This window comes from Stenotrophomonas sp. STEN240, assembly GCF_056756175.1.
Genome location: NZ_JBRRBO010000012.1, coordinates 49,097 through 71,155, shown reverse-complemented (window position 1 = coordinate 71,155; position 22,059 = coordinate 49,097). Strand labels below are relative to the sequence as shown.

Annotated in this window: 31 protein-coding genes; 24 read left to right on the top strand and 7 right to left on the bottom strand. The window is 64.1% G+C overall.

The features are described 5' to 3' along the window. Nucleotides 1-125 precede the first annotated feature (125 nt). From ACVOKO_RS07800 to ACVOKO_RS07790, 3 genes are all read right to left on the bottom strand, one after another. Nucleotides 126-2,612, bottom strand: coding sequence for a DUF5906 domain-containing protein (locus ACVOKO_RS07800; RefSeq protein WP_346498366.1), 2,487 nt, complete (start codon nt 2,610-2,612; stop codon nt 126-128). 349 nt (nt 2,613-2,961) lie between these two features. Then, a complete protein-coding gene (locus tag ACVOKO_RS07795) occupies nt 2,962-3,198 on the bottom strand; it encodes a hypothetical protein (protein WP_346498365.1) in 237 nt (78 codons plus the stop codon). Then, the gene (locus tag ACVOKO_RS07790) at nt 3,182-3,763 is read right to left on the bottom strand and encodes a hypothetical protein (protein ID WP_346498364.1); all 582 of its coding nucleotides are present in this window, start codon (nt 3,761-3,763) and stop codon (nt 3,182-3,184) included. The genes ACVOKO_RS07795 and ACVOKO_RS07790 overlap by 17 nt, the downstream gene beginning before the upstream one ends. Before the next feature lie 35 nt (nt 3,764-3,798). Here ACVOKO_RS07790 and ACVOKO_RS07785 point away from each other — a divergent pair, with 35 nt between their 5' ends. Beyond that, nucleotides 3,799-3,978, top strand: a complete 180-nt coding sequence (locus tag ACVOKO_RS07785; protein WP_346498363.1) for a hypothetical protein — start codon at nt 3,799-3,801, stop codon at nt 3,976-3,978. 19 nt (nt 3,979-3,997) lie between these two features. On the opposite strand, the gene ACVOKO_RS07780 is transcribed toward ACVOKO_RS07785, so the two are convergent. Both ACVOKO_RS07780 and ACVOKO_RS07775 read right to left on the bottom strand, forming a co-directional pair. Further along, nucleotides 3,998-4,162, bottom strand: coding sequence for a hypothetical protein (locus ACVOKO_RS07780; protein ID WP_346498362.1), 165 nt, complete (start codon nt 4,160-4,162; stop codon nt 3,998-4,000). A 31-nt stretch (nt 4,163-4,193) separates the two neighbouring features. After that, a complete protein-coding gene (locus ACVOKO_RS07775; protein ID WP_346498361.1) occupies nt 4,194-4,481 on the bottom strand; it encodes an NUDIX hydrolase in 288 nt (95 codons plus the stop codon). A gap of 125 nt (nt 4,482-4,606) precedes the next feature. On the opposite strand from ACVOKO_RS07775, the gene ACVOKO_RS07770 reads away from it, so the two are divergent. Next, a complete protein-coding gene (locus ACVOKO_RS07770) occupies nt 4,607-5,170 on the top strand; it encodes a helix-turn-helix domain-containing protein (RefSeq protein WP_346498360.1) in 564 nt (187 codons plus the stop codon). Continuing rightward, a complete protein-coding gene (locus tag ACVOKO_RS07765; RefSeq protein ID WP_346498359.1) occupies nt 5,124-5,489 on the top strand; it encodes a hypothetical protein in 366 nt (121 codons plus the stop codon). The genes ACVOKO_RS07770 and ACVOKO_RS07765 overlap by 47 nt, the downstream gene beginning before the upstream one ends. Here ACVOKO_RS07765 and ACVOKO_RS07760 read toward each other — a convergent pair whose 3' ends face one another. Continuing rightward, on the bottom strand, nt 5,490-5,801 hold the full coding sequence (locus ACVOKO_RS07760; RefSeq protein ID WP_346498358.1) for a hypothetical protein: 312 nt from the start codon (nt 5,799-5,801) through the stop codon (nt 5,490-5,492). Nucleotides 5,802-6,275: 474 nt separating this feature from the next. Here ACVOKO_RS07760 and ACVOKO_RS07755 point away from each other — a divergent pair, with 474 nt between their 5' ends. The 14 genes from ACVOKO_RS07755 to ACVOKO_RS07690 all read left to right on the top strand — a co-directional run bounded on the left by ACVOKO_RS07755 (nt 6,276) and on the right by ACVOKO_RS07690 (nt 14,666). Continuing rightward, nucleotides 6,276-6,569, top strand: a complete 294-nt coding sequence (locus ACVOKO_RS07755) for a hypothetical protein (RefSeq protein WP_346498357.1) — start codon at nt 6,276-6,278, stop codon at nt 6,567-6,569. A gap of 142 nt (nt 6,570-6,711) precedes the next feature. Further along, a complete protein-coding gene (locus ACVOKO_RS07750) occupies nt 6,712-6,858 on the top strand; it encodes a hypothetical protein (RefSeq protein ID WP_346498356.1) in 147 nt (48 codons plus the stop codon). Nucleotides 6,859-7,073: 215 nt separating this feature from the next. Then, complete coding sequence (locus tag ACVOKO_RS07745) at nt 7,074-7,373, top strand: hypothetical protein (RefSeq protein WP_346498355.1); 300 nt, start codon at nt 7,074-7,076, stop codon at nt 7,371-7,373. A gap of 256 nt (nt 7,374-7,629) precedes the next feature. Next, on the top strand, nt 7,630-7,899 hold the full coding sequence (locus tag ACVOKO_RS07740; protein WP_346498354.1) for a hypothetical protein: 270 nt from the start codon (nt 7,630-7,632) through the stop codon (nt 7,897-7,899). Nucleotides 7,900-7,901: 2 nt separating this feature from the next. Beyond that, complete coding sequence (locus ACVOKO_RS07735) at nt 7,902-9,878, top strand: ParB/RepB/Spo0J family partition protein (RefSeq protein WP_346498353.1); 1,977 nt, start codon at nt 7,902-7,904, stop codon at nt 9,876-9,878. Nucleotides 9,879-9,904: 26 nt separating this feature from the next. Then, nucleotides 9,905-10,156 (top strand): hypothetical protein, encoded by a 252-nt coding sequence (locus tag ACVOKO_RS07730; protein WP_346498352.1) that lies wholly within the window; start codon nt 9,905-9,907, stop codon nt 10,154-10,156. Then, the gene (locus tag ACVOKO_RS07725) at nt 10,153-11,088 is read left to right on the top strand and encodes a hypothetical protein (protein ID WP_346498351.1); all 936 of its coding nucleotides are present in this window, start codon (nt 10,153-10,155) and stop codon (nt 11,086-11,088) included. Before ACVOKO_RS07730 ends, ACVOKO_RS07725 begins: the two co-directional genes overlap by 4 nt. A 3-nt stretch (nt 11,089-11,091) precedes the next feature. Next, nucleotides 11,092-11,610 carry a hypothetical protein gene (locus ACVOKO_RS07720; protein ID WP_346498350.1) on the top strand — a complete coding sequence of 173 codons (519 nt, stop codon included), beginning with the start codon at nt 11,092-11,094 and terminating at the stop codon, nt 11,608-11,610. An 8-nt stretch (nt 11,611-11,618) separates the two neighbouring features. Next, a complete protein-coding gene (locus ACVOKO_RS07715) occupies nt 11,619-11,825 on the top strand; it encodes a hypothetical protein (protein WP_346498349.1) in 207 nt (68 codons plus the stop codon). Further along, nucleotides 11,822-12,043 (top strand): hypothetical protein, encoded by a 222-nt coding sequence (locus ACVOKO_RS07710; protein WP_346498348.1) that lies wholly within the window; start codon nt 11,822-11,824, stop codon nt 12,041-12,043. The genes ACVOKO_RS07715 and ACVOKO_RS07710 overlap by 4 nt, the downstream gene beginning before the upstream one ends. After that, nucleotides 12,027-12,953: a hypothetical protein gene (locus ACVOKO_RS07705; RefSeq protein ID WP_346498347.1), complete on the top strand. Its 927-nt coding sequence runs from the start codon at nt 12,027-12,029 to the stop codon at nt 12,951-12,953. Before ACVOKO_RS07710 ends, ACVOKO_RS07705 begins: the two co-directional genes overlap by 17 nt. Then, nucleotides 12,946-13,743, top strand: a complete 798-nt coding sequence (locus ACVOKO_RS07700; RefSeq protein ID WP_346498346.1) for a hypothetical protein — start codon at nt 12,946-12,948, stop codon at nt 13,741-13,743. Before ACVOKO_RS07705 ends, ACVOKO_RS07700 begins: the two co-directional genes overlap by 8 nt. Then, nucleotides 13,736-14,149 (top strand): Lar family restriction alleviation protein, encoded by a 414-nt coding sequence (locus ACVOKO_RS07695; RefSeq protein ID WP_346498345.1) that lies wholly within the window; start codon nt 13,736-13,738, stop codon nt 14,147-14,149. Before ACVOKO_RS07700 ends, ACVOKO_RS07695 begins: the two co-directional genes overlap by 8 nt. Beyond that, complete coding sequence (locus ACVOKO_RS07690; RefSeq protein ID WP_346498344.1) at nt 14,139-14,666, top strand: class I SAM-dependent methyltransferase; 528 nt, start codon at nt 14,139-14,141, stop codon at nt 14,664-14,666. Before ACVOKO_RS07695 ends, ACVOKO_RS07690 begins: the two co-directional genes overlap by 11 nt. A 1-nt stretch (nt 14,667) precedes the next feature. Here ACVOKO_RS07690 and ACVOKO_RS07685 read toward each other — a convergent pair whose 3' ends face one another. Further along, nucleotides 14,668-15,069 carry a hypothetical protein gene (locus ACVOKO_RS07685; protein WP_346498343.1) on the bottom strand — a complete coding sequence of 134 codons (402 nt, stop codon included), beginning with the start codon at nt 15,067-15,069 and terminating at the stop codon, nt 14,668-14,670. A gap of 93 nt (nt 15,070-15,162) precedes the next feature. Here ACVOKO_RS07685 and ACVOKO_RS07680 point away from each other — a divergent pair, with 93 nt between their 5' ends. The 7 genes from ACVOKO_RS07680 to ACVOKO_RS07650 all read left to right on the top strand — a co-directional run bounded on the left by ACVOKO_RS07680 (nt 15,163) and on the right by ACVOKO_RS07650 (nt 22,054). Next, nucleotides 15,163-15,357 carry a helix-turn-helix transcriptional regulator gene (locus tag ACVOKO_RS07680; protein WP_346498342.1) on the top strand — a complete coding sequence of 65 codons (195 nt, stop codon included), beginning with the start codon at nt 15,163-15,165 and terminating at the stop codon, nt 15,355-15,357. Nucleotides 15,358-15,791: 434 nt separating this feature from the next. Beyond that, on the top strand, nt 15,792-16,079 hold the full coding sequence (locus ACVOKO_RS07675) for a hypothetical protein (protein ID WP_346498341.1): 288 nt from the start codon (nt 15,792-15,794) through the stop codon (nt 16,077-16,079). A gap of 211 nt (nt 16,080-16,290) precedes the next feature. After that, nucleotides 16,291-17,286, top strand: coding sequence for a C13 family peptidase (locus ACVOKO_RS07670; RefSeq protein WP_346498340.1), 996 nt, complete (start codon nt 16,291-16,293; stop codon nt 17,284-17,286). An 89-nt stretch (nt 17,287-17,375) separates the two neighbouring features. Further along, nucleotides 17,376-18,752: an ATP-dependent RNA helicase DbpA gene (dbpA, locus tag ACVOKO_RS07665; protein WP_346498339.1), complete on the top strand. Its 1,377-nt coding sequence runs from the start codon at nt 17,376-17,378 to the stop codon at nt 18,750-18,752. Nucleotides 18,753-18,788: 36 nt separating this feature from the next. After that, a complete protein-coding gene (locus tag ACVOKO_RS07660) occupies nt 18,789-19,880 on the top strand; it encodes a sensor histidine kinase (RefSeq protein WP_346498338.1) in 1,092 nt (363 codons plus the stop codon). Next, on the top strand, nt 19,877-20,602 hold the full coding sequence (locus ACVOKO_RS07655) for a LytR/AlgR family response regulator transcription factor (protein ID WP_346498337.1): 726 nt from the start codon (nt 19,877-19,879) through the stop codon (nt 20,600-20,602). Before ACVOKO_RS07660 ends, ACVOKO_RS07655 begins: the two co-directional genes overlap by 4 nt. Nucleotides 20,603-20,716: 114 nt before the next feature. Beyond that, nucleotides 20,717-22,054: an acyl-CoA thioesterase/bile acid-CoA:amino acid N-acyltransferase family protein gene (locus tag ACVOKO_RS07650; protein WP_346498336.1), complete on the top strand. Its 1,338-nt coding sequence runs from the start codon at nt 20,717-20,719 to the stop codon at nt 22,052-22,054. The last annotated feature ends 5 nt before the right edge of the window (nt 22,055-22,059 follow it).

The window sequence follows — 22,059 nt, the reverse complement described above, 5'->3', positions numbered from 1 at the left end:
TGCGTGCACGCGCACGTGGAAGCGCGAGAAAGGCGCAATGCCGCAGAAACCCAATAACGGCGGGGTTTTTGCCCGCAAAGTTGCCGGCAGGTTTGCCGGCAAATGACGCAAACCGGCGCAGCCACTCACGGCTCACACTCCTGCTGGCGCCACTGTTCGTCCGTCAGGCGGATGCCCTTGAAGTAGTCATCGCGGCGGTGTCGCATCTGCTGTACGTGGTTGCCCAGCCAGTCGGACTCGACCTGGTCCGACTCCGCCGGCTTGGACATGCCGAACAGCAGCACGGAGAGCGGGTTGCTGATGTTGTGAACGCCGTTGGTGCCGAAGCTGACGCGATAGCCCTTGCGGGTTGTCGGCAGCCCCAGGCCCTTCTCCAGCTTGCTCACGAAGCGCTTCATGGACGCGGGGCGTGTGCCAGACTCCTGGCACCAGCGCACGTAGATGGCGAACCAATCGGCGGTGAGGCCGGGCTGGGCAATCATCGGCGCAAGCTCGTTGTTCCGCAGCGCGTTGATGAAATCCACTGGGCTGTCGCGTGCAAGTTCGGTCAGGCTGCGCTTGGCCTCGGTGCTTGGCGGCAGGGTGCCAGGGTCGAAGTCGCCGAGGTTGACGTTGAGCAGGTAGTCGTGCAGCGCGGCGATGCCGCCATGGGCCAGCTCTTCCATGATGGCCTTGTAGTACGCCGGCTCCTTCTTGGGCGGCGTCCAGATGACGCAGTGCCGGCGGTCGTCCTCTTCAAGCACCACCGGCATTTCTTCATTCGACAGAAACACCAGGTTGACGTGGTTGACCTCGTCGTACGCGGCAATGTGCTTGGGGTTGATACGAATCTTGGTGCCGGTCACGAGCACCTTGAGCAGATTCTTCTGCTCAAAGCGATGAGCCTGCGCGACCACTTCGTCGGCGATGAGGAAGAGCTTTCGGCTTGCCCAGTCGTTGTGTTTGTCGACCAGCGCGTTCTGATCGAGGATGCTGCCGTACTGGCCGTAGATGGCCATGATGGCTTCGAAGAAGAGATTCTTGCCCGTGCCCTGGCGGCCATGCACCACCACGGTAGATTTCATTTTCGCGCCGGGGTGCTGGATGGGATATGCGCACCAACGCAGTACCCATTGGAACAGCTCGGCCTTGTTGCGCTCTTCGCTACACAGGTAGCGCAACAGCTCGATGATGCGCTCGCATTTCCCTTCAACCGGCGTTGTTGGCCAGCCGCCCCACAAGTTGCAGGTGACGTTGGCGTCATCGCTTGCAGGGTCGAAGCCGACTTCCGTGGAGCGCACGATGTCGCGATCGGCATGCTCCATCCATGCCTTGTGCAGCTCGGGACGAACGCATGCGTTCTTCATGTCCGTGAGCGGCAGCAGGCAATGTTCGTTGTGATCGAACACTGCACCGCCCCCACCGTAGATCAGCGAGTAGCGCTCGAGCAGCTCGTCAAGGTTTTGGATGGCGCGTAGCTTGCCGCCCCCTGCCCCGGGTTGGGGAGAGGAAACGGCGCGCAGGGCTGGTGGACCCCATTTGAGGTCCGAGAGGCGGGCTTGCACCTGGGCACCGACGACGGCGAGGCCTTCGCGAGCATGCAGGTCGTTGAAATCCGAATCCTTGCCCTTGCCGGCGAGGTAGGCTTCAACGCGGTCATCCTGATTCGTGAAACGTACCGGCAACCACTCACCGCCGACGGCCATGGCCGTGGTGCTGGCCGCCTCCACGCCTGCGTTTTTGTAGCCGTGCGGCTTGCCGCACGCGGGGCACGTTTCGGGGTGCAACGTGAGCGCGATTCGCTCACGGCATGCCGGGTCACGGCACTTGCCAAGGATGTCGTCGTCGGCGCAGATCAGGATCTTCGCCAGCTTGTAGCGCTTGTGGATTGCCTCGGCGACCGGCAGCAGGTTGCCCGCATCGAACGCGCACACGACGGGATAGCCCGTGGCCGCGTGCAGCGATGCGGCGGTGGCGTAGCCTTCGGCGACCAGGACGATCCAATGCGGCGAGTGCCCCAGCAGGTGGTAATGGCCCTTCTTTCCCAGGCCCGCCGGCCAGAACTCTTTCTCCGGCCGCTTGCCCTGCTCGGCCTGCTGCGCCGAGCGCAGGAACTGCAGCCCGTGGATCTTCCCGGTGGTGTCGCTGAGCGGCACTACTGCAGTGCCGTTCTTCGTGAACTTCAAGCCGTAGCCCAGCACACCCTTTCGCCGCAGGTACGGTGATTCGCCGTCCAGCAGCAAGCGTGCCCAGGCCTTGCCGGCAGTTGTGGCCGCCGCCTCCGCTTCTTCCTTGCGCTGCTTCTCGGCTGCCTTCGCCGCGTCCGCCCACACGCGCCGCATTGCTGCTGCCTGCTCGGGCGAGATGCGGCCGGTGTCGTCGTTCGGCATCGCAACTTTCTGCGCGCCGTTGTCGTTGCCCTGCCACACGCCGAACGAGCCAACGATGAGCAGGCGGTCGGTGGTCGGCGCCCACTCTTTGAGCAGGTACCAGCCGCGCTTCTCGCGGCCACCATCCAGCACGCGCACGCGCACCGGCTTGTTGGTGCCGATCCGCAGGCCATCCCGGAACGGGATCACCAGGCCAGCATCGGTCAGCTGGCGGTATACGTCGTCGTAGTTGACCGCGCTCATGCTGCCGGCCACCTGATGAGTTTTTGCGGGCACAGGCCCGAAGTGGTGATTGCGCCCTGTCGATCAGCAACCTTTTCCCGCGATTTCAGTAACTTACACACCCACTGACTACCCCGATTTTGCGGCTTGGCTACCCGCATGGCCCCATGTAGGGGGAGGACCCGCGACTGGTTCGCAATTGCGATTCGCTCGCAATCGCTCAAATCCGCACCGATGCCTGCGATCGCAATCGTCTGCCCAATACATCCCGGGGTGCGGGGTTTCAGCAGCGCCGAACGCACACCCGACCTTCGCTCGCCGGGGTCGAATCCAGGCCGCAACGGCACAGCCCGAGATGCACGGCCGCCGATCAATGCACTGCTCCCAGCGTCAGCTCGCCCTGCCGTTGCCGTGCCGCCTCTGCCTCAACGCGCAAGCGCTCACGCTCTGCCAATGCGTCATCGCCCTGCAGGCCTGTCTCGCCGCCGCTCAGCAGGGCCATGGCCTCATCGATGGCCCGACGAGCCTCGACGCTCAGCACCTTGCGGCGGTTGCGGCGTGATGCCCGGGGCACGCGGTAGATGGCCACGTCAATCACCGCTTGCACCTGACGTGATGCAGTGATCCAGCTCGTAGCGCACCGCAAGCACTGCGGCGATGACCGCGTCGCCCGTTGCGTTGATCTTGCCGCGATGCGGTCGGTCTTCAGGCCCGAAGCGCCCGTTCTCCAATGCCGGTGCCAGCGCCTCCACGTGTTCGGCGTATTCGGTGAACAGCGCGGCCATACTCGCAACGGAAGTGCGTACCCCGCTCGGCATCGGCACGGCCAGCATTCCCCTGCGCCTGGCCAACTCGCGTTCGCAGTCCGAATGGTAGGGCTCGGGCAAACTCAGCACCAACGCATCTTCAAGATCGGCGGGAAGCTTCTTCACCACGCCATCGAGATAGCGGCCGAGTATCTGCCCGTTATGCTTCTTGTCGTTCTCCACGTCACCGCCGCGCGTGATGCGGAACGGCACATCGCAATCGTCCTCAGCCATCATCTGCAGATAGCGGTCGGCCACCACCATCGCGTACGAGCGCCGGTTCGTACCGGTCTCGCGTATGGCCTTGTCGGTGTAGAAGTACACGACCTCTTGGCGCGGCGTCATGAACTGAGGCGCAGGCTTCATGCGCGGCCCCACTGTTCGTGCCGAGACTGTTTGCCATGGAATCCAACGACCCTTGGCTGCAGCTCATACCCATGCACTGGTACAACGCGCGTACGGGCATCGGCCCTGTAGCTGCCATGCTGATGCTTCCCTGCCAGCCCATCTGCGATCAGCAGCAGGCTGCCGATGATCAGCAGCGCGGCAGCGAGCAGGCGCAGGATGCAGCCAATGTGTGATGCGCGGCGCCCCGGCATTTCAATGCGCTCCAGCCGTGCACGCGGGTATCTCTCCGGCACCGCTGGGCAGGCGCAATGCTGCCCACTCGTCGGCGGTCAGGCAGTACACCTCGCCCTCCCGGCTCTCGGCCGGCGGCGCGCCCAGCAGCGCGCCCACCTCGCAATTGCCCAGATTGCTGTCCATGGGAACGACTGTGCGTAGTAGCGACATGGCGTCAGTGCGCATGAGCAGCACCCTCCACTTCCACCGGGGCCAGCTGCTTCTCGTAGCCGGTGACCAGGCCGGCCTCACCGCGGATCCATCGAACGCTGGCATCCGGCAGCAACTCCTCAGCGCGTACCGGGCCACCCAGCTTTTCAGCCGTGGCAGCCGCCTCCTCGCTCTCGGCAATAGCCGCATGGACGGCGTTCTCGATGCAGGCCGCGATCTGGGCGGTCACACCGTTGTTGCGCCAGTGGTACACGTACCCGCTGGCCGGCTTGCCGGTCACCCGGCGGGCCAACTCACTCTGCTTTCCGCAAATCCTGACCGCTCGGTCTATGGGGGTCATGCGCTCACCAAGAACAAGGAACCTTGCCACACTCTAAGGCAAACAACCTTGTTCAGCAAGCACGCAAGATTGCTTGCATGCTAGTAGGCGAAATTGTCAGCCATCTGATGGAATCCCAAGGCCTCACCCAGAGAGCCTTGGCTGCCCGTGTGCGCGCGAATGGCGCGCCTAATGTGAAGTACCAGCACATCCAGCAGTTGCTGGACATCCCCACCCGCACCCCCCGCTACCTGCCGGCGCTTGCCCGGGCGTTCGGGCTCACGGTTGAGCAGTTCCTGGCGGTCGACGGATCTGAAGACGGGCATTACGTCGTGGACGAGCCGTCCGCCGCGTATGGCGCATCACCCGAACCAAGCAAGCGCCAATCTCAGCCCCTGCTACTCGAACCTGCAACGCTTGCGTCCTCGTATCAACTTGTCAGGCTGGCCTGCAAAGCACTGGATGATTCCTTCAACCCGGAAGATCCTGGTGATGCACAACTCGTCCTACTCGCCTATAGCTATCTGGCGGCCAGGAAGGAGCGTGCCGTGACGCCCGACAACGTGGTCGATTTCATGTCGTATCTGCGCAAGCAACAGGGAACGGGAGCACAGAATGAAAGAGGCGCAAGCGCTACAGGCACTGGCACAGGCACTGGCTGAAAAAATTGAGCGCAAGGCCGCGCGCGAGCAGCAAAACAGCACGCTTTCCACGCCCAGCGACTACGAATGCATTGCGTGGAATGACCCAACCCGTCAGCTTTGCTTGCAGCGTATCCGGCTACTGACCCGCGCCTACCAGCTCGACTGGCTCGTGCAGCAGCACTTGCTCACCAGGCCCTCGCTCGAAGCCCTCAGCAACCGTCAATTGCGAATGCTGCTTGCCGATGCAGAACAAGCCCGCGAAGCAATCTCCGAGGGCTTTCCGCTTGAACACACCGGGCTGATCACCAACGTTGCAGCGCAACTGCCGGAAGCCTGATCACCAGTCGGTGTTCGCACGCGGCGGCAGGCTTTCTGACTGCCCCTTGGCCATGTACAGAACGCCATCGGCAATGTCGGCCAGCATCAAGAACAGCTCGCGCCCAAGGCGTACCAGCGCGAGCACCACCGCAGCGCCAATCCACAGCATCACCGCGGCCGTGAGCCCGTTGCCGCCGCCCTTCATAGCCATCAGCACACCCAGAACCGCTACAAGCCCGGCGGCGATATAGCCGATCACCACGAAAAAGTTCACCACGCCGCGCAGATATGGGTAGTGCGAGCGCTGGCGCAGTTCGGCCACGAAATCCATGACGTTCCCCGTTTCCCTGAAAGCCAAAGCTTTGCACGAAAGCCCATAGGCAAGTTTCCTTGTTGACACAAGGGCAAGCTTACTTGTACGGTTCGTCCTGCCGGCCCCCTCGCCGGCAGGTGGCCGGCGGGCCGCCCCCCTCCGGAATCCCCCGGAAGCCATGCGCCAGAACTCCCCCTGGCCCGCGCATAGGCCCGCCGCCGCCTCCCTTCCAGCGGAGAGCGCGACCATGCACTGCACAACCCCAGTCATCGCCTTACCCACCTCCACCGACGACGCAGCCGCCTTCGGTCGCCCCATCGTCGTCCGCTGCCTCCGTGCAGCGGCCAGCCACGAACGTCAGTTCGCCCAGGCTCTGCGTAACCGCAGGAAGACCGGCGCGAATCGTCACCAGCGCCGCCGCTCGAATCACATGTGCGTTGTCAGCGCGCTCTGCGCGGCACGGGCACGCGACCTCGCGCTGGAGGCCCGCTGATGAGCACACTGAGCCTGCAAGTTCCCGGAATCGGCTCTGCCGAGATTTCCGTAACCGATAACCGCATCGTCGTGTTCTTCAGCGGACCGGAGGAAAGGGCGAACCACGTCAGCTTTGTCGGCGACGCTGCGAACTGCTACCAGTTTGTGGCTGGCGAAATAATCATCGACGGCCTCTACCTGAAGCTGCCCTTAGAACAACTCAGGCAGTTGACTGATTACCTAGCGGCCAACAACTGCAGCATCGATACCAGCGACATGCTCCGACGGGACGCAACGGAGCAATCCAAATGAGCCCGGCCCTCACTCTTGCCATGCTCATGCTCGCCCCTGCCGCCGGTGGCGCACTGGCCCTGCGGTTGTGGCAGACGCGCAAGCCCAGCACGCGCCCTCTCCCGCCCATGGCGGTTTACCGCCATAAACACGGCGGTGCGGCATGAAGTCGCGTTACCAGGACGCCAGCGACCGGCAGGACCACGAACGAGATCCCCGTCATGGCACTCCAGGGGAAGTGATCGCCGTACTCATCGCCAACGCACTGCTCATCGCCGTGCTCGTGATCAGCGCGAAGAACTGCGGATGATCACCCTCACCCGCCGCACATCCGTATGGAGCGGCAGCCTCGCGTTTCTTTCGCTCATGCATTGCCCTCGCTTTGCGCCGGTACCACCGCCGCCGTCCAACCGTGAGCGATACCTCGCGTTCCGACGCACATGGCTTCCACCCCTTCGCAACACCCTCACCGAAGACGGCCGCCAGCTCTCAGTGGCCTCCCACGTTTCGTCTGGAGACTGATCCATGCAAGCCCACCAGCACACTGCCTTGGTGCGCGATGCGCTACTCGAAGCCATCGACGCCCCTGCACACACGCTGCGCCGCAGCGCCGGCACTTTCAGCGCGCCACCGCGCGTAAACCGTACCAGCGGCCCGAAGAGGACGGTCAGCTTCAGCAAACGAATCCTGCTCAAGATGTGCGACGCCGGCCTCATTAAGCTGGACGACCCCAATGTGCCGAGTTCCGCCACGCTTACCGATAGCGGCATACGCGCAGCCAGTGAGTTGAAGGCCAGCCGCAGCGCTAAGGCGGTGCACCCATGAGCGCCGGACGCGCCTGCGCCTTTTGCGGTTGCACAAATCTACAAGCGTGCCCCAGCGGCTGCCATTGGGTTTCCGAAAACCAGTGCAGCGCCTGCGCACAGAAGGGCGTAACCATCGACCGGCTGAAGCGGACCGCCAAGCGCATCAAGCGTGAAGAGGGAATCCTGCATGCCCATGCACTTGACGCTGCCGCAAAGCGAGCGGGCTTCGGTAACTACGTGCATGCCAGGCGAGTAATTGCAAAGAGGGACGACGCATGAATCAGTCCATCATCGTGTATGGCCCCCATGCATGCGGCAAGACGCGCAACGCCGTTGCGCTCGCTCGCCACTTTGGCCTCAGCAAGATCCTCGATGACCAGGACGCCGACCGCATACCCAGCGGCATCAGCGTTGACACGCTGGTCCTCACCAACAGCGATCTCAATGGGACGGCCCATCTCGGCCTCATCCGCTGCATGCCCTACGCACGCGCCGCCGCTGCAGCCGGCATCTGCAACCACGCCACTGCCACGAGCAAGGACTAACCATGCACAACCAGCAAACCATATCCGTGCCCCTCAGCCGGCTGCAGCTCTCTCCCAACAACTCGCGCAAGCGCCGCACAGCGACTCATATCGAAGCCACGCTGCAGTCGTTGCTCGCGCACGGGCAACTGCAGAACATCGTGGTATCGCCCGCGCCCACCGATGGTGACTACCTGGTGGATGCCGGCGGCACGCGACTGCTCGCCTTCCAACTGGGCCGTGAGCGTGGCGATTTTACCGACGACCACCCCGTCAGCTGCCTGGAAGTCAGCAGCCACATCGCGCTTGAAGTCAGCACCGCCGAGAACGTTATCCGCGAGCCCATGCACCCTGCGGACCAGTTCCGCGCGTTCCAAGCGATGGTCGATTCCAGCCGCACGATCGCCGAGGTAGCCGCTCATTTCAGCGTCACCGAAACCGTCGTCGCGCAGCGACTCAAACTCGCCAACGTCGCCCCCGAGCTTTTCGCGTTGTATGAGGAAGGCGAGGTCAACCTTGACCAGCTGCAGGCCCTTGCCCTCAGCGACGACCATGCAGCGCAGTATCGCGCGTGGTTCGGCACCAAGGCCGAGCACATTGAGTACGACTGGCAACGCTCGCCCCAGCGACTGCGTGACCGCCTCACGACGAACGAGATCCGCAGCGACAGCGCTCTGGCACGCTACGTGGGCTTGGACGTGTACAAGCAGGCCGGCGGCAACCTGCGCGGCGATCTGTTCAGCTCCGTCTCTTACCTGAGCGACGCCGCACTTCTAGAAAGGCTGGCCAACGAAGCGCTGGAGAAGCTTGCACAAGCAGAACGCGCCGCGGGCTGGTCATGGGCGGAGGCGCATCCGCGCTTGGACTACATGGGCCGCGCGTGCTACGGCTATGGCCCCTTTTCCGCCGAGTACAACGGACTGAGCGATGTTGAGTCTGCTCGCCAGGATGAGATCAATGCGCGGCTGCAACAGATTGACGACGTGCTCCTCGATGAAGACGACTCGCTCACGCCCGATGAAGCAGAGCCGCTCCAGCTGGAAAGCGCCAACCTGTCCATCGAGCTTGCCGAACTCGAAGCCAAGAGAGAGACATGGAACGACGAGGCCAAGGCCGCAACCGGTGTGCTCATCTTCCTCGACGATAGCGGCGTCATTCATGTCTCGCGCGGGCGCCTGAAGCCGGGGCAAAGCATTGCCGACGGCAAGGTGACGGAGGCCAAGCAGAGCGGCCCCAAGAAGCCCACATTAAGCGCCGACATGCTGCAACGGCTGGAAGCACATCGTGCGGCGGCCATTCGCCTGTCGCTCAGCGGCTCGCCGAGGCAAGCACTCACACTGCTGTTGCGCCACCTCATCACCCAAGTCGGTCTCTTGAACTCACAGCAGCGTCTGCTCACTGTTTCTGCTACCAACCAGCATGCCAGCGAGGACCCTCAGCGCAAGCTCTCCGACGTTGCCGCCAGCAAAGCCCGCGCGGACCTGGATAAGCAGCAGCAGGCATGGAAGAAACAGGTGCCCAAGAAGGCGGCCGAACTGACCCCATGGCTGGAGGGCCTTGCCGACGCAGACCGCTCCAACCTGCTTGCGTTCCTCATTGCGCTCACCCTGCCCGCCTCCCACAACGGCCCTGACCTTGCCGTGTGGCTGGGTATCAACATGGCCGACCACTGGCAGCCGACGCCCGAGACGTTCATTGGCTTGGTACCGAAGCCACTTCTGGCCGAAGCATGTGTCGATGTCGCCGGCAAGACTGCCGGTGAAGCCGTGCTCGCCATGAAGAAGGCCGCCGCCATGGCTGCGACCGCCAAGCACCTGGCAGATACCGGCTGGCTGCCGAAGCCGCTGCGCGGGAAGGGCTACGCATTGAAGGGCGACGCCCAGGCAGCTCCCCCGGCGTCGGCCAAGAAGCCCACCAAAAAAGCCAGCGGTAAGCCCACCGGTGCGAAGAAGGCCACAAGCGCAGGCAAGCCCGCTTCATCGAAGAGGACCGCCAAGTGAAAAGGTACGTGACAAAGAACGTCGATATGGACGTTGACATCAACTTCGAGGACATCGTGGCGGGCCTCGACGAGGACGGACGACTCGAACTGGTAAAGATGCTGTGCGCGGGAAACTCCGTGCCCATCCCCGAGGTCCCCTTCGGCGCAGGCCAAGGCGACCAGCAGCGGATTCACACCATCATTGAGCGGGCCTTCCTCGCCGCCAATGCACTTCCGGATGTTCCACAAGAACTCACGGACTTGTTCTGGCTCATCCATGGGAGGGCGATGTCATGAACCAGCCCAACAAGCCGCTCGTCATCTACCACGCGAACTGTGCAGACGGCTTCACCGCCGCCTGGGCGGTTAGCCGCGCCATCGATGCCGACTTCCATGCAGCGAGCTACGGCGCGGCACCACCTGCTGTTGCCGGCCGGAACGTGATCTTCGTGGACTTCTGTTACCCCTGCGATGTCATGCTGACACTGCAGCTCAGTGCCGCATCCATTCTGGTACTGGACCACCACAAAACCGCCGACGAGATCCTGTGTGCTGAACACCGCACCGCACCCGAGCACCTCACGGTTGTTCGCATGGATCAGCGCTGGAAGGCGCCCCATTCTTGGGAGTACTACCAGGGCTGCATCGAGCTTGATCGGTGCGAGGGCATCAACAAGGCACTCATCTACGCACTGATCGATATCAACCGCAGCGGTGCCGGCATTGCGTGGGATTTCTTCCACAACACGCCGCGCCCGGAACTCGTCAGTCACGTCGAGGACCGCGACCTCTGGCGCTTTGATCTGCCCGGCACACGCGAGATATCCGCAGCAATCTTCAGCTACGAGTACACCTTTCCCAACTGGGACAAGCTCGCGGCAATGGCACCCAACGACCTGCGTCGGCAAGGCGAATCCATCGAACGCAAGCATCACAAGGATGTGGCCGAGCTCGTCGCCGTATGCCAGCGCACACTGACCATCGGTGGATACGCCGTGCCGGCGGCTAGCCTCCCACACATCTTCACCAGCGACGCCGGCGCACTGATGGCGCAAGGGCAGCCGTTCGCCGCGTGCTACTGGGACACAGCCGAAGGCAGGGTCTTCTCCCTGCAATCTCAAGCCGATGGCCTGGACGTGTCCGCCATCGCGCAGAGGTACAACGGCGGCGGCCACCGCAACGCGGCCGGCTTCCGCGTGCCCCGCGATCACGAACTGGCGAGGGCTTGAGTGATGCAAAGCAAGATCCGTATCGACACGGAGTTCGTCAACCCACCCGCTACGCATCCAACCCGCGCGCAACAGATGAAGGCGGTGAGCCAGCTGCTTATCGGCCACCCCGCCGGCCTACGCCAATCCGAGCTGCTCGCCCTTCTTGGTCGCGGCGCCAAACGAGAGGAATTGTTGGCCACGCTCAACACGATGGTGAGCCGAAGCATCGCCGTGCGCGTGAGCGGCCGAGGTGCATCCCGCTTTGCCATGGCCGCGGAGCGTGCCGCGTACACCGCAGCAGCGAACGACAACGAATTGCTCTCCGCTGTCCACAAGACCGACGACGCGCGCAGACGTGCCGCAGGCAACGGCATGGCTTCAACGATCCCACCACCCCGCCGGGCGACGGGCAACCCAGAGACCGTCGACGAGTGGATGGCCCGCACCGGCAACAAACCGGAGCGCATTGCGAACAACTTCGACAAGCCGCTCGACCGCTTTCCGGGCCGGCGCCCTTCCCTTCCTCGCTACATCATGTGAGGTGCCCCATGCGCTCGCACAAGAATCAACTCGACATCTTCGATCACGACCCGGCAGTGCGTGCCCGGCAGAAGGCACATGCGTCACGCGAGGCCGCGGTCATAGCACTGGTCGACCCGCACTGGACGCCGACCGAACGGCGCGAGCGGAACGCCCACTACCTGGCCGAGGCCGAGCGTTTCGACGCCGAAGCGCATGAAGGATTCACTCTATGAGCGCTCAGCAGAAACCCCCGTCGGTCGAATTGCATTCCATCTTCGTCGTCACCGTGCGTTTCAAGAACCGTCGCACTTCACAGCCGCTCTGTTTCCTCGAAGTCCGGCAAAACGCCCAGCTCTACATCGACATGCTGCGCGAGGACGGCGTGCCCGAAGGCACGACCTTCCACATCCGTGAGATCAAAAAGGGAGTTATCAATGTCACGCTCAACTGATAGCGGCAACGACCTGGCGATTGCGCGCGAGCACGCACTGAACATCGCCCGCATTGCCGCTTTCGCCCACTGCAGCGATCACACCTACCTCCCCCAATCGCGCGAAATCGTGGACACCTGGCTTCCGCACGAATGGGTACTCACCGCAATTGAGGTCGCCGGATCTGGCAAGCCCGCCGCAGCGCAGGAGGCGGTGTGTCAGCCGGATGGCTACCACTACCGCTATCCGACCCTGTATGGGACCGGCACCTACATCCGAAAGAACAACGGGGAGGAAGTGAACGGCAGCAAGCCCGTTGAGGCCGTACCGTACTGGTACGCCCCCGTCGCCGCAGCGCCGGTTGATGGTGGCCAGGTCACTGGCTGGCGGAACGTGGACGGCATTGCCGTGTTCACGGTGGCGTCGCACAGCGGCATCATCCCGGACCAGGAGTTCGTGCGATACGACGATCACCTGGCCGCGCTGGCCAGCACCCCCGCAGCGCCGGGGATCGACCATGCGGGCGCCGCCCTGGCCCACCTCTCGAATGTACTGGATGACCTCCAGTACAGCCCCGACCAGCGGCCGGTGCCGCTGATCCGCGAAGCCATGTGGCACGTACAGCAGATGCAGGCCCGGATCGACGCCAGCCCTAACAGCGGCAGCGAGGCGGTGCAAATCGCTGACACAGACGGCGTGCGAGAAATCCTCGGCCGGATGTGCTTCCAGTGCATCCGTCTCGCGGAGGTGTTGCGCCTACGCGGTGATGAAATCGGGCGCCGCGCCGAGGATGAGCAGGCAGCCGTGCTGCGGTTCCTCCTGAATCACTACCTCGCGGCGCCGGAGAAGTGGGCGGAGCACGCGCAGGCCGAAATAGACGCGATCCGCAAACAGGCCACCAGCGACGGCGCGGGGGTGTCCAATGGCTGAACCTCAGAAGAAAGTCACCAGTGCCGATATTAGGGCCGCACTGCTGCTCCGGTACCCCAGGGCGTCGCACGCCCTGGTATTTGAAGTCGCTCCGGAGACGGGCGGCGGCACCCGGTACGCGGATGCCGTAGCCGTCGGCCTGTGGAAGAGCCACGGTCACAAGATCGAAGGCTTCGAGATCAAGGTCAGCCGTTCCGACTTTCTAAACGAACTGAAGCAGCCGGAGAAGTCACAGCCGGTTTTCCGCTACTGCAACCTGTGGTGGCTGGTCACACCCAAGGGTCTTGTTCAGTCCGACGAGTTGCCTGAGAACTGGGGGTTGCTTGAACTGCAGGACTCGGGCTCTCTGCGTGAGCGCGTGAAGCCAGGAAAGCTCCAGCCGGACCCAATCACCGTCGGCTTCTTTGCCTCACTGATGCGGCGCGGTACCGAGGCTGATCACGCGCTGGTCGATTCGCTTGTGAGTAAGCAGATCAATGAACGTGTAGAGCAGGCAAAGAGCACGATGCGCTACGAGCGCAGCAGTGCAGACAGCCTGCGAGTTCAGGCCGCCGAGAGCGGGATGGCCCTCTTGGAGCGCATCAAGGAAGAAACGGGCCTCGATCTGGCTGGCGGCGGTTGGCGACAGCCCAAGTATCTGGAAGCAATCAAGATCGTCACCGCGCTGGCAGGTGATTACGGTCCGCTTGTCGATGCTCACGCGTCGATGACGCGGCTGGTTCGAGAGCTGCAGCCAATTGTCGCGCTCGCTGGCGAGAATCGCGGGCAGAGTGAGGTGTCCAATGGATGACCAGCAGCGCGCCAGGGAGTTGAAGCCGTGCCCTTTCTGCGGGAGTGCCGACAGCGAGATGCAGCAAGCCCAAGCCGAGCACTATGTGCAGTGCCTTGAGTGCGAGGCGTCCACGGCACTTTTGAGTTCTCGCCGCGAGGCTCGGGAGCTATGGAACCGCCGCGCCGCCCTGCGCGCCGCGCCGGAGTGGCAGCCCATTGACACAGCGCCGAAGGACGACCGCGTACTGGTCCGCTGCGAATCCGGCAGCGTGTACGCCGCGCACTGGGTGCAGAACCCGATGACGGGTGACGAAGCATGGTTGGTGTGTGCACTGGAGGATGGCACGCAGATGCTGGTGCATCCGGTCGAATGGATGCCGCTGCCCGACGCCGCCCGCCCGCAGGGGGTGAAGGATGCTGGCTGACACGCCCGTGGTTCTCGACCCGTGCTGCGGCGGCCGCATGATGTGGTTCGACCCCGGCGATCAGCGCTGCCTGTTCGGCGACCAGCGGCACGAGTCCATCATCGTCACCGATCGCACCCACCGCGATGACGGAACCCGCGCCGTGCATGTCCACCCGGATGCGCTGCTGGACTTCCGAGCCCTGCCATTCGCCGACAACGCGTTCCCGCTGGTCGTGTTTGATCCCCCGCACCTCGTGCGCGCCGGCCGTCATAGCTGGTTGGCGGCGAAGTACGGGAAGCTCGGCGCGGACTGGCGGGATGACCTTCGCGCGGGATTCGCCGAGTGCTTCCGAGTGCTGCGACCGGAGGGCGTGCTGATCTTCAAGTGGAGCGAGGTGCAGGTGGCCACGCGCGAAGTGCTCGCCCTGACGCCGAACAAGCCACTGTTCGGCCATCCGTCCGGCAAGCGGATGGGAACGCACTGGATCACCTTCATGAAGCCGACGCACAGCCCGCAGGAGGCGAGCGATGCGTGATCTATCGCTTCCTCAGCAGCTCCAGCTCGGCCAGCACTTCGAGCAGGCCGGCGTCAGAGACCATGCCTTGCTGGTAGGGGCTGCCGTCGTAGTAGCCAGGTTGCAGCCACGCCGTTGCCTTGCTGCCCAGCGTTGCGTCCGCAGCATCGCGCAGGACCTCATAGCGAGCGTTCCGCTGCAGCAGCTCCAGCCGCTGGGCATAGGCGTCCGACAAGCTACCGGAGCCCTTCAGCTGTCCGCCCGGCCCTCGCGTGGCCATGTCGGCGTTGTGGAGCTGCATGGCCATGGCCAGGAGCAGATGCCCGGTGTCGGAGTGCGGGCCGTCCTGCAACTTGCCGGCGCGGTTCTGCGCCGAGTCAAAGAGCTCGGAGCGGGTCTGGTTGATATAGGGATTCTTCGCCATGGCGCGGATCGTAGCGCCAAGCGGTATCAGGAGGTGAGTCGTGTTTGAGCGACACAACAAGAGCGCCCGCGCGGCGCTGGAAGGAGAAATGCAATGAGCGAACTGCAGCTGCTGCGCCGCGGCGAAGTCATGAAGAAGGTCGGCATTGGTAAGTCGACCCTGTACAAGCTGATCCGGGAGGGCGGATTTCCCCCACCGGTCCGCGTTGGTGCATCGTCAACCTGGGTGGAGTCCGAAGTGGATGCATGGATCACCGCCAGGGTTCAGTTGCGAAACGAGGCCGCCTGAAGCTGGGGGTACCGTTGGGGGTATGAGGTAGCTGGCCTGCACCTTTTTACCTTCCAGACCAATGCCTTACCGCCTGTTTACCGTAGAGCCCACCTCCACCATATAAAGGTACCGAAAGGTATCGGCAACACGAAAAACCCCTGAGAAATCGGGGGTTTTTCTTTGCGCGATGTTCAACAAATTCGCGTACCCAGCATGCAATGTATGCACTCCATCCTTTCCCCGTCGCCTGCTTGGTACTTGAGTCTCGATGCCCAGCGTCGGCTCGCGCTCGTTCCAATTGAGCCATCCATCTCTGAGCTGCCGCTCCATAACGACAAGGGCCTTGTCAGATAAATCCTAGTCTCAATAAGGTGTATCCCTCATTGATGTAGGGCCATCCCCGACAGCACCATTGCAGACTCTTGGCTGTCCGCCATCGCACCGGGTGCTGTATGGACTACGAGAAGTTGCGGGACCACTTCGACGTTCTGGCACAGCAGGTGGTGCACGACGCCACCTCTCTCGGCGAGCATGAGCGCAAGCAGAAGCTGCTGGAGATGCACCAGCTTGTCGACAGGATCGTAGAGGTGGTGCCGGACCATGACGAGCAGGCCAGCATCCTGTGCAGGCTGGAAAATCTTGTCTATCGCGCGAACAGCGCCATCAATGCCGCCGAACAGCTTGAGAACCTCAGGAAGAAGTCTGCCCTGGTCTATGGCTGGTCGCTGCAGGCAGACTGAGGTCCAACACTGAACTCCAACCCGGCCATCACGAAATAGTCGTGACGGTGGCCGTGCCGCTCACAGCGCGCGCCCCACATCCAGCGGACGCAAACCACGCATCCAAGCCCCGACTCCGGCACCATAGCTACCAGGGCGGCCTGCGGGCACCCACTGGATGCAGCAGGGTCAGCCGGCCTTGCCGCCATACCCACCGTCATGGATTACGGCAATGGCAGCCCAACGCGGTTCCCTGCACTCCCCACCCCTGCTGATCACAACCATCGCGAGCATCCTGCTTGCCGTCTGCGCGGCCTGGCCTGCATTCGCCTATGCGGCGGACGAGCCCGAACACCAGGCCACCACGCCCAAACTTGAAGGCAGCCAGCTCACGATGCTGGACGGCGCATTGGCGGCCCTGCCCGCCCAGCGCCCAGGCGTGACCGATATCTACGTGCTCGGCGTGGCCGGCGATGCCGACGAAGATGTATTTCCCAATGAGGTGGCCTACCTGCGGGAGCTGTCAGCCAAGCGCTGGGGCGCCGAAGGCCGCATGATCAGCCTGGTCAACCGGCCTGCATTGGGCTACGGCGGCGCAACCCCGGTTCAAGCCACCTACGACAGCATCGGCCATGCACTGCGTGGGTTGGGACAGAAGCTGGACCCCAACGAGGACGTGCTGTTCCTCTACCTCACCAGCCACGGCCTGCACGACAACAGTTTTTACCTGCACACCGGCCGCGACCAGGAAGACTATCTGGCGCCGGAGCAGCTTGCACGGATGCTGGACGAGGCGCAGATCGGCAATGCGGTGATCGTGGTTTCGGCCTGTTTTTCAGGTGCGTTCGTGCCGGCGTTGCGATCTCCGCAGCGCATGGTTATCACCGCCGCGCGCAAGGACCGCCCGTCCTTTGGCTGCGGCAATACCGATAGCGCCACCTGGTTTGGTCGCGCATTCCTGGTCGAGGCCTTGAACGCCACCAACGACTTTGCCCGGGCCTACACGCTGGCCGCCGGCAACGTACGGCGGCGCGAGAAGGAGCAAGGCGAGCTTCCCTCCGAACCGCAGTTCCAGAACGGCAAGACGGTAGCTGCGGTGCTGGAGCAGTGGCGCGCGGGCCTGCCGGAGACACCAGCGGTGCCTTACCCGTTCGTTCACCAGCGCCCTTCCGGCGGCAAGACCCTCGCGCCCAAAGGCAAGCCTGCCACCAGCAACCGCAAGGGCTGAACCCGCTCTGCGAGCCGGCAGATGAAGCGCGCGGTGCCTACCCATTCAGGATGGCAAGCGCCGCCGCCCGGCTTCTGCGAAAATACGCCATGACTGACTTCTCTACCCTGCCGCTGTCGCCGGCACTCGCTCCTGGCATCGACGCGCTGGGCTATACCTCGATGACGCCGGTACAGGCGCTTGCCCTGCCGCCGATCCTGGAAGGCCGCGACGTGATCGCGCAGGCCCCCACCGGCAGCGGCAAGACCGCCGCCTTCGGCCTGGGCCTGCTCAACCGGCTCGACCTGTCCATCAGCCGCACCCAGGCGCTGGTGCTATGCCCAACCCGCGAACTGGCCGACCAGGTCGGCAAGCAGCTGCGCAAGCTGGCCACCGGCATCCCCAACCTGAAGCTGCTGATCCTCACCGGCGGCATGCCGCTGGGCCCTCAGCTGGCCTCGCTGGAAGCGCATGACCCGCAGGTCGTGGTCGGCACCCCCGGCCGCGTGCAGGAACTGGCACGCAAGCGCGCATTGAACCTGGGCCAGGTCCGCACCTTCGTATTGGACGAAGCCGACCGCATGCTCGATATGGGCTTCGAAGAGCCCATCCGCGAGATCGCCGGCCGCACCCACAAGGAACGCCAGAGCCTGCTGTTCTCGGCGACCTTCCCCGAAGCGATCCGCGAACTGGCCCGCGCCCTGCTCAATGAGCCGGTCGAAGTGACCATCGATGGCCAAGCCGAAGCACCGGCAATCCAGCAGCTGTTCTTCGAAACCGAGCCGGCCAACCGCCAGAAGGCATTGGGCGGACTGTTGCTGAAATACACGCCGGAATCGGCGGTGGTGTTCTGCAATACCCGCAAGGACGTCGATGAAGTAGCCAACTCGCTGCGCCAGTTCGGCTTCTCCGCGCTGGCCCTGCACGGCGACATGGAACAACGCGACCGCGATGAAGTGCTGATGCAGTTCTCCAACCGCAGCTGCAACGTGCTGGTTGCCAGTGACGTGGCCGCACGCGGTCTGGACGTGGAAGATCTGGCCGCCGTCGTCAACTACGAACTGCCCACCGATATCGACACCTACCAGCACCGCGTTGGCCGTACTGGCCGTGCCGGTCGCAATGGCCTGTCGCTGAGCCTGGTCGCCGGCCGCGAACGCAACCGTGCCGATGCGCTGGAAGCACAGCAGGGCAAGCCGCTCAACTGGCAGAAGACCCCGCTGGCAACCGCACGCCCGGCAGAACTGCCGCAGGCGGCAATGACCACCCTGCGCATCGATGGCGGCAAGACCGACAAACTGCGTGCCGGCGATATCCTCGGCGCACTGACCGGCGACGCCGGGCTGTCGGCCAAGGCGATCGGCAAGATCGACATCTTCCCCACCCGCTCCTATGTCGCCATTGCCCGTGAGCAGGTGGGCAAGGCACTGGCGCGGCTGGAAGCGGGCAAGATCAAGGGCAAGCGTTTCCGCGTCCGCAAGATGTAAGCAGGCGCCGGCACAGCCCGGCGCTTGAACGCGTACATGTCTTCGCAGCCCGACGCCAACACTTCCAGCCCTGCTGGTGACACGCAAGCCACGGACGTCCCGTGGCTTGCGGTGGGTGCCGGCTGGCTGCTGCTGACCCTGGTCACCTTGCCAGCAGTGCAGCTGACCGGGCCCGCAGCCGGCAGCCTGGCGCCCGCCGAACTGCTGCGCTCGCTGCTGTTCCTGCTCGGCATCCACAGCAGCTGGTTGCTGGCAACTCCGTGGCTGCTGCGGCTGTGCACGCGCTGGCCGCTGGGCACCGGAAACGATGCCGTGGCGACAGCCAAGCTATTGGCCGCCGGCGCCTGCATCATTCCACTGCTGTCCCTGACGGGCTGGCTGCTCGGCTACTGCCTGTCGCAACTGGCAATTCCACGCACCCTGCCCGACAACTGGCTGCATGCGGTGACCGCCACCAGTCTTTTCGCACTGCCTACCTATATCGCCGTCATCGGCATCGGCCAGGCGCTGGCCTATATCCGTCGCTATCGCCGCCGTGGCGAACTGCTGGCACAGGCGCGCGAACAAGCCTTGCGGGCACGCCTGAACCACCATTTCCTGTTCAACGCACTCAATGCCATCGGCGCACTGGGTTACCGCGATGCCGAGCGCGCCGATGCGGCGTTGGCGCAGCTTGGCGAGTTGCTGCGCAACCTGCTGCAGAGCGAACCCTTCGTCGCCCTGCGCGAGGAAGTGGCGCACGCCATGGCCTTCGTCGAATTGCAGCAACTGTTGCAGCAACACCCCGTACAGGTACAACTGCAGGTCAGCACTGGCGCCTGGGATGCGCGCGTACCCAGCCTGGTGCTGCAGCCGCTGATCGAGAACGCGGTCCGCTTCGCCAGTGCTGCAGGTGCAGACGAGGCAACGATCAACCTGCAGTTCGAGTCGCTGGATGACCAGCTTTGCCTGCAGATCCGCAACCCGTTTGGCGACGCCGCCCCTGGCATGGGCATTGGCCTGCAAGCCAGCCGCGAACGCCTGCACGCCATCTATGGTGAGCAAGCCACAATCCGGGCGCAGCGCGACGGCGCGCACTACCAGGTATGCATCCAGCTACCACTGGTCACCGGCGAGCGGGCCGCATGATCCGCACCCTGCTGGTCGACGACGTAGCGCTGGCACGTGACAAGCTGCGGCATCTGCTGGGCGTGCACGCGGATATCCAGATCGTTGGCGAGGCGTGCAGCATCGCCGGGGCCCGCTTGCTGCTGGCTGCAGAACCGGTAGATCTGCTGTTGCTGGATATCCAGTTGCCCGATGAAGATGGCCTGCAGCTGGCGCGCAGCCTGCCGGCACCGGCGCCGGCGCCGGCGCCGGCCATCATCTTCACCACCGCCCACAGCCAGCACGCACTCGCCTCCTACGAACTGGGGGCAATCGACTATCTGCCCAAGCCGCTGGATGCCCGCCGCCTTGCGGTCGCACTGGAACGTGCACGTCGACACCTGTCACCACGCCAAACCGTCGCGCCGCTGGCAGCGTTGCGCATCCGCAATGGCGGCCGCAGCGACTACATATCGGCCGCCGACATCGACTACATAGACAGTGCAGGTCATTACGCCTGCGTGCATGTCGGCCGCCAGGTTCACCTGCTGCGCGAGAGCATCGGCCGGCTCGCCGAGCAATTGGCGCCGGCCGGCTTCGTCCAGGTGCAGCGCGCGGTGATCGTCAACTGCAGCCGCGTGCGCAGCCTGCTGCCGCGACGCAACGGCGACGCAACGCTTGAGCTGCTGGATGGCACGCAGCTGCCATTGAGCAGATCGCACCGCGAGGCGTTTGAAGCCTGCATGCGCCAGCGCGGCGGCTGATCGCGCACGACCCACGCCAGCCATCGCACGGCCTGTGCCATTGGCTGACGGCAGCACTTCCGCAGCAGTTCTGGCCACTGCAACATCGCGGGCCATTCACCGCCCCTGCCAACCATGCTCAAGCACCTGCTGCTTCCGCTGCTGCTCAGCTGCAACTCTCTGGTCCTGGCTGCCGAACTCAACGTTCATCCTTTGGAGGGTGCCGCCGACCAGGCTGTGCGGATCAGCGTCAGCGGCCTGCTGCCGACCCAGCCGGTCAAGCTGCAGCTGTCCATGCACGACAGCAACGGCAGCCGTTGGCTTGCGCAAGCCACCTATCGCGCCGACCAGCACGGCACTGCCGATACCGCATCGGCCGGCGCCGAAGCCGGCAGTTATGCCGGCATCGATGCGATGGGGCTGTTCTGGTCGATGCAGCCGGAATCCGGCAAAGGCCGGGCTACGCCGTTGCCGCTGCGCAACGAGGCCGACGGCCTGCGGTTCTCACCGGTGACGATGCAGCTGGAAGCCTTCGTCGATGGCGAACGCATCGGCCAACAAACCCTGCTGCGACGGATCAACAACGCCGATGTCGCCGCCATACCCCTGCAGCTGCAGGGTGTGGTCGGCAACCTGTATCACCCCGCTGGCGCACTGGCCGATGGCCGCCGATATCCGGTGGTTATCACCCTTGGTGGCGCCGAAGGCGGCATCACTACTGCCAACATGTATGCGGCATGGTTGGCCTCCAACGGCTTTGTGGCGGTCGCGCTTGCCTATTACCGAATGCCCGGGCTGCCCAAGGATCTTGTCCGCGTGCCCATCGACCCGATCAGCGACACGCTGGACTGGCTGCAAACGCAGCCCTTTGCCGGCAGGGTTGGGGTGATGGGCGGTTCCTGGGGCGGCATCGTGGCGATGGCCGCCGCTGCGCATGACCCGCGCCTGCAGGCGGCGGTGTCCTGGGTAGGCAGCCCGGCGCCGTTCCGTGGTATCCGCCGCGATGTGCCGCCGGCTGATTTCCGCGCCGTCGACGAACCCGCGCTGAGCATCGGCGGCCGCGACCTGCCCTTCCTGCCCTATGTGGAACAGCTCAACTGGAACCAACCCGGCGACCATGCCGCAGCGCTGCAGAAGGCGATGTTGCCGATCGAACGCATCAACGGCCCGCTGTTGCTGGTTGCCGGCGGCGATGACCAGCTTGGCGCCTCCGGTGAAATGGCTGCGCTGGCAATGCAACGTCTGCAACGGCGCAGCGTGCCGCAACCGGACGTACTGCTCTATTACTCCGACGCCGGCCATCTGATCACGCCGTTCTACCAGCCAACGACGTTCCGCAGCGACACCGGCCCCTACATCCCGGTTGGCGGCACCGCTGAAGGCTATGCCCGCGCCGATCGTGAAAGCGGCCCGACCGTGCTCGGCTTCCTGCGCACCGCATTGGCCGAAGGCGAAATCCAGCTGACCCGCTGAACCTG